Genomic DNA, 15,001 nt, shown 5'->3' on the forward strand with positions numbered 1-15,001 from the left:
GAGGAGCGGCGAATGGCGAGCGAGGCACGGCCAATGGACCCGGCTCTGTTTTCGCGAGCAGAGCTACTCGGCAGCGAAAGCGATGCAGCCGGGGACGGATTCGAGGCTATTCCCGAACCGCAGCCGCTGAGCTCCCATGGTCCTGCCGTGACGGTGGCCGTCTGTAACCAGAAGGGCGGCGTCGGCAAGACGACCAGCACGATCAACCTCGCCGCGGCGCTCGCCGAATACGGCCGCCGGGTGCTCGTGGTCGACCTGGACCCGCAGGGTGCGCTGTCCGCCGGGCTCGGGGTGCCGCACCACGAGCTCGACCTCACGGTATACAACCTGCTCATCGATTCGTCGGTGGCTACGGACGAGGTCCTCGTGCGCACTCGGGTCGACGGTGTCGACCTGATTCCGGCGAACATCGACCTGTCGGCGGCCGAGATCCAGTTGGTTAACGAGGTGGGACGCGAGCAGGCGCTCAATCGCGCGCTCTATCCCATCGCCGATCGCTATGACTTCATCCTCATCGACTGCCAGCCATCGCTCGGGCTCCTCACCGTCAACGCGCTGACCTGCTCGGACAACGTGGTCATCCCGATGGAATGCGAATACTTCGCGCTCCGCGGCCTCGCTTTGCTCACCGACACGATCGACAAGGTCCGCGACCGGCTCAATCCACGACTACACCTCGGCGGAATCCTGATCACGATGTTCGACCGCCGCACGATCCACGCGCGCGATGTTCTTTCCCGCGTTGTCGAGGTCTTCGGTGACCGAGTCTTCGATACCGTGATCACCCGGACCGTGCGCTTCCCCGAGACGACCGTCGCCGGGGAGCCGATCACCTCGTGGGCGCCGAAATCCGCCGGCGCCCAGGCCTACCGCGCGCTCGCCCGTGAAATCATCGCCCGGGGACGCTGAGGCCGCCGAGCTCGCGGCCGAAGCGGCCGAGACGCTCGCCGAACACGCGGGCATCGGCGTCGAAGCGGGCTCCGCGCCGCAAGAAGGCTCAGAGGACGGGCACGTCGGGAATGCCGAGTCCGTCGCCGCGGATGACGGCGCCTTCAGCGTCCACCTAAGAAATTTCACCGGCCCCTTCGATCTGCTCCTCCAACTAATTGACTCCAAGCGCCTCGACGTGACAGAGGTCGCGTTGCACGAGGTCACCGACGAATTCGTGGCTTATACCCGCGACCTCGGGGCGGAAGCAGGCCTCGAGCAGGTCACGGAATTCCTCGTCGTCGCGGCGACGTTGCTGGATCTCAAGGCCGCGCGGTTGATCCCGCACGGGGAGGTCGAGGACCCGGAAGACCTTGCCTTGTTGCAGGCGCGCGACCTGCTGTTCGCTCGGTTGCTGCAGTTTCGTGCGTTCGCGCGCGTGGCGGACATGTTCACCGAGCTCGAACGCGCGGCCATGCTCGGCTACCCGCGCGCAGTCGGACCGGAGGAAAGGTTTATCGGGTTGCTCCCGGAGGTCGAGATCGGGCTCACCCCGGAAGGATTCGCCGAGCTTGCGGCGGTGGCCATGAGACCTCGCCCTGTCGACGAGGTGGGGATCGGACACATCCACGCGCCTGCGGTATCGGTTCCTGAGCAGGCGGGGAAGATGCTGGCGATGTTCCGGTTGCGCGGGAAGAACGAGCCGTTCGGTTTCGCCGAGCTCGTCGCCGACTGCGGGGAATCGCTCGAGATCGTCGCGAGGTTCCTCGGATTGCTCGAACTGTACCGCGCCAGGGCGGTGGCCCTGTTTCAGGACGATCCTGACGACGATCTCATCGTGACCTGGACCGGTGAAGATGCAGAAGACGTGATCAAAGGGAGCGACGAATGGAACTGAACGACGAACCGGACGACATCGAGGAGCAGCGTCCGGACCTTCGCGCGGTACTCGAGGCGCTGTTGCTCGTCGTCGACATCCCGGCCACCGAATCGCAACTCGCACAGGCGGCGAACGTCGCGGCCCCCGAGGTCTCGGAGGTACTGCGGGAGTGGCAGAGCGAGCTCGACGACGCCGGCTCCGGAATGGATCTACGCTCGACGGCCGAGGGATGGAGGCTGTACACCCGCCGCGAATTCGCTCCGTACGTCGAGCGGCTGCTCCTCGATGGCACGCGTTCGAAGCTATCGCGCGCCGCGTTGGAAACACTCGCGGTGATCGCCTACCGCCAACCCGTCACGCGGGCGCGGGTGTCCGCCGTCCGTGGGGTCAACGTTGACGGCGTCGTGCGCACACTCGCGGCCAGAGGGCTTATCGTGGAGGCAGGCAACGACCCCGACACCGGTGGGCTCCTCTACCGCACCACCGAATTGTTTCTTGATCGAATGGGCCTGTCGGGCATCGAAGAGCTTCCCGACATCGCCCCACTGCTCCCGGATATCGATGTCGTCGACGAAATGTCGGACGATCCGGACGAAGACCCACGCTCTCCGCTTTCTCGTAAGCAGCGCGGCACCGTAGACTCGGAAGATGCGTAATTCCGACCAGATACAGGACTGATACAGACGATGACAGATCCCGCTAGCCGAGACGGCACACCGGAAGATTCACCACAGGAGCAGAAGCAGGCTCCTTCGCGTGAGCCCGTCCGTCTCCAGAAAGTACTCGCACAGGCCGGAGTCGCCTCCCGTCGTGCTTCCGAAGAGCTCATCGCGCAGGGGCGTGTGGAGGTCGACGGCAAGATCATCACCGAGCAGGGCGTACGGGTCGACCCGCTTTCCTCGGTGATCCGGGTCGACGGCACACGCATCGTGCTCGACGACACGCTCGTATACCTCGCGCTGAACAAGCCCAAAGGCATGCACTCGACGATGAGCGACGAGTTCGGTCGTCCCTGCATCGGCGATCTGGTTGCCTCCCGAGTCGATTCGGGCCAGCGGCTGTTCCACGTCGGGCGCCTCGACGCCGAGACCGAGGGGCTCATCCTCGTAACCAATGACGGCGAGCTGGCGCATCGACTCATGCACCCCTCGTACGAGATCCACAAGACCTACATCGCACACGTCAACGGCGTCGTGAGCAAGGGGTTGGGAAAGAAGCTGCGCGCAGGCGTCGAACTCGACGACGGCCCTGCATCGGTGGACTCGTTCTCCGTGCTCGACATTCACGACGGCCACTCGCTGGTCAAGGTTGTGATCCACGAGGGCCGGAAACACATCGTCCGCCGACTCCTTGCGGAGGTTGGGCACCCGGTGGAGGCGCTCGTCCGCACGAAGCTCGGTGGTGTCCATCTCGGCGACCAACGCCCGCGCAGCCTGCGCAAGCTCAATCGCAACGAAATCTCCGATCTGTACACGGCGGTGGACCTCTGATGCCGACGCAGTCACAGAACGTACGGGTCGCCATCGACGGCCCCGCGGGCACCGGTAAGTCGACGCTCGCCAGGAAGCTCGCCGGCCGCATCGGCGCTGCCTATCTCGACACCGGCGCGATGTACCGTGCCGCGACACTCAAGGTGCTCGAAAGTGGCGTAGACCCGGAGAACACCGCAGCCGTGGTGGCTGCAACCAAGGACCTGGATCTGGAGATCGGCTCGGATCCGAGCACGTCCGTCGTCATACTCGACGGAAACGACGTGTCCGAAGATATCCGGACCTCTCGGGTTACGGCGTCGGTTTCCGCGGTGTCAGCTATCCGCGAGGTGCGAGAGAACCTTGTCGCGCTGCAGCAGAGGCTCGCGTGGAGCGGGGACCGTTCGGTCGTGCTCGAGGGGCGCGATATCGGCACCGTCGTGTTGCCGGACGCAGAGGTCAAGGTGTTTCTCACCGCGAGCCCCGAGGTGCGCGCACGGCGCCGGACCGAACAGGACACCGCCGCCGGTCGGCCCGCGGACTACGACGAAATCCTCGCGGCGGTCGTCGCGCGCGACGAAAAAGACTCCAGCCGCGCCGAATCGCCGCTGCGCGCCGCCGATGGCGCGGTGGTGGTCGATACCTCGGAGCTGAGCATTGACGACGTACTCGAGCGTCTGGCGGACCTGGTAAAGAAGGCACAAGGGAAGTGACTATGAGTGACAACGAAGGCGGCGACGTCTCCGCCGAGGACATTTTCCCGGTTGCGAACTCGGGCGACGATGTCGTCTACGAGGACGGCGACGATTGGGCCGATGACACCGACTGGGACGCCGTCGCGGCCGAATATGCCGACGACCTCGGCGACGAGTTCGACGAGGCCGAGGTGCTGCCGACCGTCGCGATAGTCGGACGCCCGAACGTGGGTAAGTCGACTCTGGTGAACCGCATTATCGGGCGCCGCGAAGCAGTGGTCGAGGACGTGCCGGGCGTGACCCGTGACCGCATCTCCTACGAGGGGCTGTGGAATGGGCGCCGATTCATGGTGCAGGACACAGGCGGCTGGGAGCAGGACGCGAAGGGGCTTCACCGTTCCATCGCACAGCAGGCCGAGATCGCGATGAATACCGCCGACGTCATCGTCCTCGTGGGTGACGGAACCGTCGGGATCACTTCCGGCGACGAGACGGTCGCCAAGACCCTGCGCCGCTCGGCGACGCCGGTGATTCTCGCGGTGAACAAGGTCGACTCGGAGAAGGCCGAACTCGAGGCCGCGGAGTTCTGGGGCCTTGGCCTCGACGAGCCGTTTGCGCTATCCGCCGCGCACGGCCGCGGCACGGGTGATCTGCTCGACAAGATCGTCGCGACGCTTCCGGACCGCGCCAAGGCCGCCGATACCGCAGAGGGCACGCCGCGCCGCGTGGCGCTTGTGGGAAAGCCCAACGTCGGTAAATCGAGTCTGCTCAACAAGCTGGTCGGGGAGGAGCGGTCTGTGGTCGACAACGTCGCCGGCACGACCGTCGATCCGGTCGACTCGCTTGTCGAGCTGGGCGGCAAGGTGTGGCGTTTCGTCGATACCGCCGGCCTGCGGCGAAAGGTCAACCAGGCCTTCGGGCACGAGTACTACGCCTCGCTGCGTACCAAGGGCGCGATTGAGGCGGCCGAAATCGTGATCCTCATGCTCGACGCTTCCGAACCTGTGACCGAGCAGGACCTGCGAGTGATCTCCATGGCCGCTGACGCCGGCCGGGCCGTGGTCATCGCGTTCAATAAGTGGGACCTCGTCGACGAGGACCGCCGCTACATGCTCGACAAGGAAATCGACCGTGAGATGAGCAAGATCCTCACGTGGGCGCATCGCGTGAACATCTCGGCGCAGACCGGGCGCGCGGTGCAGAAGCTCGTGCCCGCGATGGAGACCTCGCTCGATTCGTGGGACAAGCGCATCCCGACGGGTGTGCTCAATTCATGGCTCAAGGACGTTATCGCGGCGACCCCTCCGCCAATGCGGGGCGGGCGGCTGCCTCGAATCCGATTTGCGACGCAGGCGACAACGCGTCCGCCGACGTTCGTGCTGTTCTCCTCGGGCTTTATCGAGGCGGGCTACCGGCGATTCCTCGAGCGCAAGCTCCGCGAAACCTTCGGCTTCGACGGTTCGCCCGTGCGTATCAATGTGCGCGTGAAGGAACGCCGCCAGCGAAAGTAGATGCGCACGTCTCCCAAGTGGCCGGCCGCCCTACGGTGGCCGGCCACTTTTACTCCGCGAGGACCTTCGCGAGCCGTTCGAGAGAAGCCGGCGCGACGAGCCCCGGGTGGGTCACCGGCAGTTCGGTCACGTCCATGTCGGATACAAACGGCTCCCAGGTGGCCTCGTTCATCGCCTCCGGGTTGAGCCCAGCCTTGAAGAAGCGCACTTCGCCGTCATACTGCCTGGTGTCGTGATCCTTCATTATTCGGGCGTTGTGGCCGACCATATCGATGACGGCGGAGAGCGCCGATTCCGGGAGTGAGCCGAATGCTCCGCCCCGTGCCCGGATTGCGTCGAGCACGATGTCCCGGGTGAGCTCGCCATCGGCGCCCGTGGTGACATCGCTTCGGTCCACCCCTGCCATGGTGAGCATGCCCTCCAGTTGCTCTACTTCTGTAGGGTTCGGCAGGTCCTTCCAGAGTTCTGCCGGGTATGCGTCGAGCAGGACGAGCTTACGGATATCGACCGCGCGGGCACGTAACGCTACGGCGGTTTCCTGCGCGAGCACCCCGCCGACCGACCAGCCGACGAGGTCGACCTGCGTCGGGCGCGAATCGGCAGGAAGCGAATCGAGCAGGGCGAAGAAATCCTCGCTCGCACGGCGGGCTCCGTCGGCGATCGAGGCCACCGCGTCGGCGCTACGGGCAATGCCCGGCGACTGCACTGCGTATACGCCGCGTCCCGGTTCGAGGTGAGAGACGACCCCGGCGTAGGACCAGCCGAGTCCGCCGGCGGGGTGGAAGCACAGCACCGGTATGCCGTGTTCGTGGTGTCGCAGCGGGAACCACGGCGAAAGGGCCTGCGATTCCTCTCCGTCCCCGGAAATGACGTCGGCCAGCCGCCGTACCGTTTTCGCCCCGAAGATGTCGGCTATGCTCACCGATTCGGTGAGTGCTTCGCTGAGCGCCGTGGCGAGCCGAACCGCGACGAGCGAATTGCCGCCGAGGTCGAAGAAGTTGGCGGTGACGGAGACGTCGTCGAGCCCGAGTTCGTCGGCGAAATGCCGCGCGATGAGCTCTTCGCGCGAATCCGCGGGGCCCACGTGGTCTCCGAACTCCGCAGGCGCGGGCAACGCGCGCTGGTCGAGCTTGCCATTGATCGTCATGGGCAGTTCGTCGAGGCTCACCACGAGCGGAACCATGTAGTCGGGCAGCTTCGACGCGGCGTACGCCTTCACCTCTCCGGCGGCAGGAGCGTCCGAAGGCGATCCCGCTGGAACGAAGTATGCAACGAGCGTCAGCTGCCCCCCGAGCGTGCGGGCGACGACTGCGCACACACCCACTTTTTCGTGCTCGCCGATAACGGCCTCGATCTCGCCGAGCTCGAGACGCTGCCCGCGCAACTTCACCTGAGAATCGTTTCGCCCGTGGTACAGGAGTTGACCGTCTGGCCGCCACGATGCGATATCGCCGGTCGCATACATGCGGTGCGTTCCACCGGAGGTCTTGCCGGCGAACGGATCCGGAATGAATCGCTCGTCGGTGAGCTCGGGCTGCCCCAGGTATCCGCGGGCAAGCTGCACCCCGGCGAGGAAGAGTTGCCCCGGGGCGCCCACGGGCAGCGGGCGCAACTCGTCATCGAGCACGTAGCAGCGGGTATTCCACACGGGGGCGCCGATCGGGATAGTCGCCTCGCCTCGGTAGGTGAATGCGGTGACATCGATCGAAGCCTCGGTGGGACCGTAGAGATTGTGCAGTGCGACGTCGAGCCCCTTGACGCATGCCTCTGCGATACCGGCGTCGAGTGCCTCTCCGGAGACGACGACCTGCGAAAGATCAGGCAGTCCGCCCGGGCCGGCGTCGAGAAACACCTTGAGCGCACTGGGAACGAAGTGGCAGAAGGTCGTCCGCGATGCGCGCAGTTCTTCGGCCATCCGCGCCGGCTCGAGGTGGGCACCGTCGCCCGCGATCGCAAGTCGCAAGCCGTGCGTGAAGGGCAGCAAGAATTCCCACACCGACACGTCGAACGAGCACGCGGTCTTCTGCATGAGCGTGTCCGCCTCGCCAAGCGAGTAGTAGGAGCACATCCACTCCAGCCGGTTGACGATTCCCTCATGGGGGACCGCCACCGCCTTGGGCTCGCCGGTCGAGCCGGACGTAAACAGTATGTAGGCCGTGTCTGCCGGCCGGGGAGTCTCAACAGGTACGACGTCGGACGCGCCGATCCCCTCCGTCCGCACGGTGCTCGACGGATGTAGAGAACTTTCGTCGACTCGTATCGTCGAGGAGAAATCGATATCGGAGCCCGGCCCCGTGACGAGCAGCCGCGGTTTCGCCCGGGCGATCATGCCGTCCAATCGGTTCGGTGGTAGATCCGGGGACAGCGGCGTCCACGCCGCTCCGGCCGCGACTGTGGCCGCGATGGCGATGCATAGCGCAGGGCCGCGGCGCAGGTGTATCGCGACGACATCGCCTGCGCCGATGCCCACAGCTCCCAGGTTGTCGGCGAACGCGTCGACTTCCGACCACAATTCGCCCCACGTCAGCTCGCGCCCGTCGTGCCACAGCGCGGGGGCGCCCGACCTTGCCGGCGTTCCGAGGTCTACGTCGCGGCGGCCGTCGAGGAGCGACTTGGCGGTCGAGTCCGCAGGTACGCGGAGCGGATGCGCGGTGTCGTTGAACCGCTCGAGTACCTGGGTCCTTTCGTCGGCTCCAAGCAGATCCACCTCCGACCACTTCGCGTGCGGATCTCGTTCGAATGCCGTCGCCATTCGCGAGATGAAGCCGGCCAGGCGTTCGGTGTGCGCCGTGGCCGAGCGGTGATCGTGGAGGGCCGTGTCGGCCAGGACGTGTAAGTCCATTCCGCCGTCATTCTCGGATTGGAAAATAAACTCCAGGTCGTGCACGGGCCCGATGGAAATCGTCGTGAGCTCGGCGACCGATTCGCCGAACGTGAAGCGTGTGGTGAAGGGGCGCATATTGAAGCTCGGGCCCGTGAGCTGCCGATCGGGGTCGGTGAGCCCGATGTCGCGGCGTAGGTCCTCGGCGCGGTATGCGCCGTGCCGGCGTGCGCCGTCGAAGGTCTCTCCGACGGCGGCGATCGATTCGGCGACCGTGTGCCGCGGCGGGATGAGGAGCGGGAGTACGTTGACTGCCGGGTCGATGGCGGTCTTCCGCTGGCCGAGGGGGCGGTTCATCAGTGGCAAGCCGAGTGACACCGGTTCTGCGCCCTCGCTCGCGCCTGCGCCGCTGAGCGCCGCGAAATAGTGCCCCGTGGCGGCTGCGAGCAGAACCGCCTCGTTGGAACCGGCGGTCTTTGCCGCAGCGCGTAGCCGCGTGCGGGTGTCCTTGGTGATCTGCGCGTGCACGGCGAGTACCGAGGGCTCGTCGGAGTTATCGCGAGCCGTACCCAGCGGGCTGAGATCCAACGGAATATCTTGGGAGCTCCAGTACTGACGGTCCGCTTCTCCGATCGTCGGCGCGTCGGATTCTCCCGTCGTCGACTGGTGGCGGCGGGCGGCTCCGAGGACGTTTGCCGATACCTGGAATGGAGGCTCCGGCCGTTCCTCTTCGCGTACTACAGCTGTGTAGGTTGCGGCAATCCACCGGATGATCGCGGAAATGGACAGCCCGTCGCCGACGATGTGGTGGAAGCGCGCAAGCCAACCTACTTGCCTGCCGGGAAGATGGACGATGGAGTGGCCGGACAGCAGGTCCCCGGATAGATCGCCGGAACAGCGCACCGAAATCTGGCGTGTACACCACTCGATGACGTCGGCGTCCTCCGGCACCCACGTCTCATCGACCTCGTAGGTGTGCGGACGCGGCGCCATCACCGGTGTCCCGGAGTCGTCGGTGGTGAATACCGATTGCAGCACCTCGATCTGTCCAAGGCACGTCGAGATCGTCTCCGACAGAAGCTCGATGTCCGGAGGCGTGTCGAAGGTCAGTAGTTCGGCGCACTGGTACGCGCCGGAACCGGGCCGGGCCGCCTGGCCAAACCACACCGACGCCTGGCCTGGGGTGAGCTCGAGAGGCAGGGGCATCCTAATTCCTTAGAAGTTCTGCGAGGTGAGCAAAGAGTTCGCCGCGCCAACAGGAATCGTCGTGCCCGCCGTCGTAGACGTGGATCTCGCCGTCCCAGCCCGACTCCTTCATCGTCAGCGCGAGCTGGTGCACGCGCGGCAGGCTCGGCCCCTCCCTCGTGCCGACGGACAGACGGACTCGTGGGGCCGGGTCCACGCTCGGTGGCGTGGTGAACTGCTCGATGATCCATTCCCCGCCGCCGCGGGAGTGCATATCCAGGGGCGAGCCGCTCCGCTGAGGTGTGCGCCACAGCGAGGGCGATTGCGCGATCGCAGAGCCCCACGCATCGGGGTGCTCGAGTACTGCGCACAGAGCGGACAGCCCGCCAAGGCTCTCGCCGGCGACAAGTCGTTCCCGAGATCCGCGCGGAGCGAGCGCAATGTCTCTTTCGGTGGCCTGTTCTTCGGCCCAGGGCACGAGGTGTTCGGCGACGTGGCGAAGGAAGTCGAATCCGGTGCCCAGCGATTCCATGCGGTCGCGCATCGAGGTGTTCGCGACGGACACAACAGCTAACGGCGGAAGAATCCCCTCGGCGATCGCGAAGTCGAGGGCGCGGGGAAGTCCCAGCCCGCCGAACCATTTCTCCGCATCGAACATCGTGAGAAGCGGCATCTCTGCGGTTCCGGCGGCAGCGGGGGGAAGATAGAGATGGCACGGCTTATCGGTGAAGCCGTCGGCGCCGGGAAATGGGGCTGTGGACTCGACGACCTCGCCGCGAATCCGGTGGCGCAGTGCCGGTGCGGATTCCCATTCTGGTTGCGCGGGGCAGAGTCCACCGCGGAACACCGACATGCCGTAGCGGCCCTCGATCTGCGCGGTTGGTGGTAGCCCGTTGAGCGGATCGAACTGCATGCCGCCTCGCTCGAGGCGCGGAGGTCCGACTTCTTGCACCTGGCCCGGGGCCAGCTCACGGAAGCAATAGGTCGCGCGAGTGGTATAGGTCAGCTCCAGGGTGCGCACCCAGATATCTGTGCCCTCTACACGGTTCATCATCCCGAGCGGGATATTGTCCTTGTCGGTGACCCGGTTGAGGAATAGATACACCGAACCGACGTCGTCGCCGGGTGTACGCCGCCACAGGAACGTCACGCGCTTCGAATCGTTCTCGACGAGCGGCGTGCCAAGCTCGGCCACATCGGACCAGAACGACTCCACATCGCTAGCCGAGGCTCCGGACAAGGCGGTGTCGAGATCCACCTCATCGATGAATCCGCCCGGAAGTATGTTCGTTCGCATCACGCAGCCCCAAGCGCATCGATCCATTGTCCGAGGGTGGGCAGCGAGATCAGCTCCTGGAAATCGACCTCGTTTCCCTCGGAGCGCCAGTTCTCCACGAGCATGACCATCCGTAGGGAATCCAGCCCCGCGTCGGCGAGCGCGGTCTCACGGGAAATCGTGTCGGCGTCGACCTCGAGAATCTGGGCGACATCGTCGATGATCCGTTGTTCGGACAGGGCCATCAGGGGTCCTTTCGTCGGTCTTTGCTGGTCTCCAGGGGAGAGTGGACTAGTCGAGGAGGTCGGCGAGGTAGCGGCGAAGTTCGCGCCGACTGGTCTTTCCTACACCTGTAGGGGGGAAGGCGTCGGCGAACTCGAAGCGGTCGGGAACCTTGTACTCGGCGACACCGCGTTCACGCACGAACGACTTGAGCTGCTCGGCGCTCGGCGGGGCGGGGGAGATCACGTACGCGCACGAACGCTCACCCAGGAACTTGTCCGGTACGGCCACGAGCGCCACGTCGGCGACATCGGGGTGCGCGAGCAGATGATTCTCGATCTCCTCGGCCGAGATCTTCTCTCCACCACGGTTGATCTGGTCCTTCGCGCGCCCCTCCACCACCAGGTAGCCGTTACTCCGGCGCCGCACGATGTCTCCGGAACAGTAAAAGCCACGGTCGTCGAACGATTCGGCATCCACGCCGCCGAGGTATCCGCGGATCGTATATGGACCGCGGGTCCAGAGATTGCCACGTTCTCCGGGGGAGACCAGTTCTCCGGCGTCATTCCTGATCTCGATCTCGTCGCCCGGGGAGACCGGATGGCCCTGGGTGCTAGCGCGTAGGTCTTCGGGGTCGTCGAGGCGGGTGAAGTTGCACAACCCCTCGGCCATCCCGAACACCTGCTGAACGGTGGCGCCGAGCTCGGGGCCGATCCGGCGCGCAGCGACCTCGGGGAATTTCGCGCCGCCGACTTGCATCACCTGCAGAGACGACAGATCCTTGTCGATCATTCCTCGCGTGGCGAGCCAGGTCAGCGCCAACGGCGGGACGAGCGAGACCATGGTGCACCGTTCGGCCTCGATCGCGGAGAACGCCGCTGTCGGGGTGGGATCGGTGCAGAAGACGACGGTGCCGCCGTGCATGAGCACGCCGATGATTCCCGGTGAGCTCATCGTGAAATTGTGCGCCGCCGGCAACACCACGAGCATCCGCGTCTCGCCCGAACACCCGGCGACCGCAGACTGCTCGCGGATCGAATACAGGTAGTCGGCATGGGTGCGCGGAATCAACTTCGGCGTGCCGGTCGTGCCTCCCGACAACTGCAGGAACGCCAGCCCCTCGGGGTCGGGCTCGGCCTGCTCTTTTTCGCCCATGACGGCGGAGTCGCGCACCGCGCCGAGCGAGACGAACTCGCCGGCGCCCTCGTCCGCGACGATAACCAGCGGACGCGGAGCCTCTCCGCGCTCTGCGAGGCCGCTGAGGACCTTGCGCGCAAGCGCGCGGTGGTCGAACCCGCCGAATTCCCCGACAGTGATGAACGCGCTCGCCTTCGCGGTGGCGATGAAGTGCTCGATCTCGGATTCGCGGTGCGCCGGCAGGCAGAACACCGGGATGGCACCGAGGCGGAACAGAGCGAACACCACGACTGCGTAGTCGGTGATGTTCGGAAGCTGCACCAGAACTCGATCTCCTCGGCGGATATCGTGCGCGGCGAGTCCCGAAGCGAGTACGGCGGTCTCGACGTCAAGCTCCGCGTACGTGTAGCGCACGTCCTGTCCACGGTGGTCTCGGCCGACAACCGCCTCGGAGTCGCCGAAGCGCTTCGCCGCGTCCGGGATGAACTCAGCGAAGGTGGCGTCCGTCCAGTACCCTGCAGCGCGGTACTTTTCCGCGAATTCGTGGGGGTAAAACTCCTTGGGGAGCTCCAGATTGCTATGAGGTACTTCGACGCTCGACGTCATTCTCGGAGTTCTCCTCGGGGCTGGTCGTGGGCAACGTCGTCGGAAGAGACAGTACAGCCTAACCTAAATTGTCCACGCGACGGGTGCTCGAGCCGCGGTAGTGCCGCTGCCGATGCGTACGATGGATCACTAAGGAACAGCGTCCTGAACTGTCTAAACGCGACCAACGCGGGTACATGACGGCGGTTCCGGGCAAATAGGCGGCCGAAAGGACGGCGTAGTGGGAAGAGCGACAACTCGAATGCGGGTGCTACGCATCGGTCCCGCCGCGCAGGGAGGCACGAGGGAGTCCGGAGGCGAGCGGGCGGAGGGCGCGCATTCCGCCGACTCGCGCCCCGATACCCTCGTGGTCGAAGAGCCGATGGAGATTCGTGTCAACGGCACGCCGCTGGCGGTCACCATGCGTACTCCGGGGTCGGACGTGGAGCTCGCCCAGGGGTTTCTCCTCACCGAGGGAGTGGTCGCGGGGCGCGAGGATATCGCGATTGCGCGCTACTGCAATAGTGTCGACGACTCTGGCCGCAACACCTACAACGTGCTGGACATCGCCCTGGCGCCCGGCGTGCCCGAACCCTCTACGGATGTCGAGCGCAACTTCTATACGACCTCGTCGTGTGGGGTGTGCGGCAAAGCCTCGCTCGACGCGATCCGCACGCGCACCCAGCATTCCCCTGAGGGCGACCCCGTGCGGATTTCCACAGACACCATTCTCGGCCTGCCCGGCAAGCTGCGCGAGGCGCAGAAGATCTTCTCGTCTACCGGCGGCCTTCACGCTGCGGGGCTATTCACCCATGACGGCGAGCTGCTGTGTCTGCGAGAGGACGTGGGCCGCCACAATGCCGTGGATAAACTCGTCGGCTGGGCACTGGAAAATGGCCACATCCCGCTACGGGGAACGATTCTGATGGTTTCGGGGCGCGCCTCTTTCGAGTTGGTCCAGAAGGCGGTGATGGCGGGGATTCCCGCGATGGCCGCGGTTTCGGCTCCCTCCTCGCTGGCCGTCGACCTCGCCAGGGAATCGGGAATGACGCTCGCCGGCTTCGTACGGGGTGAAACGATGAATATCTACGCACACCCCGAGAGGACGGAGCCGTGATCGCCGGGGCACGGTGTGCCCGAGGGGTCGCCAACACAACACCGCTCGAGGCACAGCGATAGGGGAGGACCTGGTGGAACAGAACGCTTCATCGGATAATGAAGGGGCTGCCGAATGGGCGCTTATCGACTCGCTCGGGAGCGCTCACCCAGGTGGATCCACGAGCAAGGGCGTGCCGGAGGTCAAGCTACTGGACGTGCGCGAAGGCGTCCGCATCATTCGCATCGCATTCAGGGCCGGCGATGTCATGGCGTCCCATAAGGCGCCCGGGCCGATCGTGATCCTCGGGCAAACCGGCGAGGTCGATGTGCGGATCGGTAACGAGGGGGATCCCGAAGCCGGAGACGTGACGCTTCGACCGGGTTCGGCTCTACACATCGATTCCGGCAAGGTGCACAGCCTGTTCGCCAACGGACCCGCGACGGTGACACTGCTCCTGCTCACCGGGACGTGAACCGATCAACTAGGGAGGACAAAATGGCCGCTGATACGACATCGACACCGAACGCCACCGATCTGGTGAAAGAGCTCGCCGATCTCGAGGACGCGAAAGTCCGAGCCGTCAACGAGAAACACGGCGACGCTCACGGCATCAATCTGACCAAGCTGCGCGCCGTTGCGAAGCGAGTAAAGACTCAGCACGAGCTTTCGGTGGAGTTGTGGGCGACCGAGAATCCGAATGCCAGGCTGCTTGCGTTGCTCATTTGTAGCCCGAGGAAATTCGACGGCGATTCGCTCGACAAGATGCTTCGCCAGTCCCAGTCGCCGAAAGAACAGGACTGGCTTGTCAACTATGTCGTGAAGAAGAACAAGAGCGCCGAAGAGCTGCGCATTCGGTGGCTCGCCGACGAGGACAGCAACGTTTCGAGCGCGGGTTGGGCGCTGACGAGTGACAGAGTCAACAAGAAGTCTGAAGGGCTCGACTTGTCGGCGCTTCTCGATGAGATCGAGACCTCGATGCGTGAGGCGCCGGAACGTCTGCAGTGGGCAATGAACATGTGCCTGGCCTACATCGGTATCGAGAGCCCGGAGCATCGAGAACGCGCTCGGCAGATCGGGGAGCGGTTGGAAGTTCTCAAGGACTACCCGACACCACCCAATTGCACCTCACCCTTCGCGCCAATCTGGATCGACGAAATGGTCAGACGCAAGGAGGAAACGGCGTAGACGCTCTCC

The 15,001-nt window shown here is 65.1% G+C and carries 13 protein-coding genes; 9 read left to right on the forward strand and 4 right to left on the reverse strand.

Translation table 11 applies throughout. The features are described from left to right. Nucleotides 1-33 precede the first annotated feature (33 nt). The 6 genes from BJL86_RS07450 to der are packed head-to-tail and all read left to right on the forward strand — an operon-like array spanning nt 34 to nt 5,482. Nucleotides 34-909 carry a ParA family protein gene (locus BJL86_RS07450; RefSeq protein ID WP_067476906.1) on the forward strand — a complete coding sequence of 292 codons (876 nt, stop codon included), beginning with the start codon at nt 34-36 and terminating at the stop codon, nt 907-909. Nucleotides 910-961: 52 nt separating this feature from the next. After that, nucleotides 962-1,825, forward strand: coding sequence for a segregation and condensation protein A (locus BJL86_RS07455; protein ID WP_067476949.1), 864 nt, complete (start codon nt 962-964; stop codon nt 1,823-1,825). After that, complete coding sequence (gene scpB / locus BJL86_RS07460; protein WP_067476909.1) at nt 1,816-2,463, forward strand: SMC-Scp complex subunit ScpB; 648 nt, start codon at nt 1,816-1,818, stop codon at nt 2,461-2,463. The genes BJL86_RS07455 and scpB overlap by 10 nt, the downstream gene beginning before the upstream one ends. A gap of 30 nt (nt 2,464-2,493) precedes the next feature. Then, nucleotides 2,494-3,297, forward strand: a complete 804-nt coding sequence (locus BJL86_RS07465; protein WP_067476912.1) for a pseudouridine synthase — start codon at nt 2,494-2,496, stop codon at nt 3,295-3,297. Further along, nucleotides 3,297-3,989, forward strand: a complete 693-nt coding sequence (cmk, locus tag BJL86_RS07470; RefSeq protein ID WP_067476915.1) for a (d)CMP kinase — start codon at nt 3,297-3,299, stop codon at nt 3,987-3,989. The genes BJL86_RS07465 and cmk overlap by 1 nt, the downstream gene beginning before the upstream one ends. 2 nt (nt 3,990-3,991) lie before the next feature. Beyond that, nucleotides 3,992-5,482, forward strand: coding sequence for a ribosome biogenesis GTPase Der (der, locus tag BJL86_RS07475; RefSeq protein WP_067476918.1), 1,491 nt, complete (start codon nt 3,992-3,994; stop codon nt 5,480-5,482). A 49-nt stretch (nt 5,483-5,531) separates the two neighbouring features. Here the strand turns inward: der and BJL86_RS07480 are convergent, their stop codons facing one another. The 4 genes from BJL86_RS07480 to BJL86_RS07495 are packed head-to-tail and all read right to left on the reverse strand — an operon-like array spanning nt 5,532 to nt 12,729. Next, nucleotides 5,532-9,509 (reverse strand): non-ribosomal peptide synthetase, encoded by a 3,978-nt coding sequence (locus BJL86_RS07480; protein WP_067476921.1) that lies wholly within the window; start codon nt 9,507-9,509, stop codon nt 5,532-5,534. Between the two features lies 1 nt (nt 9,510). Further along, nucleotides 9,511-10,785: an alpha/beta hydrolase-fold protein gene (locus tag BJL86_RS07485; RefSeq protein WP_067476924.1), complete on the reverse strand. Its 1,275-nt coding sequence runs from the start codon at nt 10,783-10,785 to the stop codon at nt 9,511-9,513. Beyond that, nucleotides 10,785-11,009 carry a phosphopantetheine-binding protein gene (locus BJL86_RS07490; RefSeq protein ID WP_197487638.1) on the reverse strand — a complete coding sequence of 75 codons (225 nt, stop codon included), beginning with the start codon at nt 11,007-11,009 and terminating at the stop codon, nt 10,785-10,787. Before BJL86_RS07490 ends, BJL86_RS07485 begins: the two co-directional genes overlap by 1 nt. A gap of 46 nt (nt 11,010-11,055) precedes the next feature. Beyond that, entirely contained in the window at nt 11,056-12,729 is a 1,674-nt protein-coding gene (locus BJL86_RS07495) for a (2,3-dihydroxybenzoyl)adenylate synthase (RefSeq protein ID WP_067476927.1), read from the reverse strand. 220 nt (nt 12,730-12,949) lie between these two features. Here BJL86_RS07495 and fdhD point away from each other — a divergent pair, with 220 nt between their 5' ends. The 3 genes from fdhD (at nt 12,950) to BJL86_RS07510 (ending at nt 14,992) form a co-directional block, all read left to right on the forward strand. Next, nucleotides 12,950-13,825: a formate dehydrogenase accessory sulfurtransferase FdhD gene (fdhD, locus tag BJL86_RS07500; protein WP_231887273.1), complete on the forward strand. Its 876-nt coding sequence runs from the start codon at nt 12,950-12,952 to the stop codon at nt 13,823-13,825. Between the two features lie 73 nt (nt 13,826-13,898). Further along, complete coding sequence (locus BJL86_RS07505; RefSeq protein ID WP_067476930.1) at nt 13,899-14,279, forward strand: cupin domain-containing protein; 381 nt, start codon at nt 13,899-13,901, stop codon at nt 14,277-14,279. Nucleotides 14,280-14,302: 23 nt separating this feature from the next. Next, nucleotides 14,303-14,992, forward strand: coding sequence for a DNA alkylation repair protein (locus BJL86_RS07510; protein ID WP_067476934.1), 690 nt, complete (start codon nt 14,303-14,305; stop codon nt 14,990-14,992). Nucleotides 14,993-15,001: the final 9 nt, after the last annotated feature.

Source organism: Dietzia timorensis (assembly GCF_001659785.1).
In the GTDB taxonomy this organism is placed as follows: Bacteria; Actinomycetota; Actinomycetes; order Mycobacteriales; family Mycobacteriaceae; genus Dietzia; species Dietzia timorensis.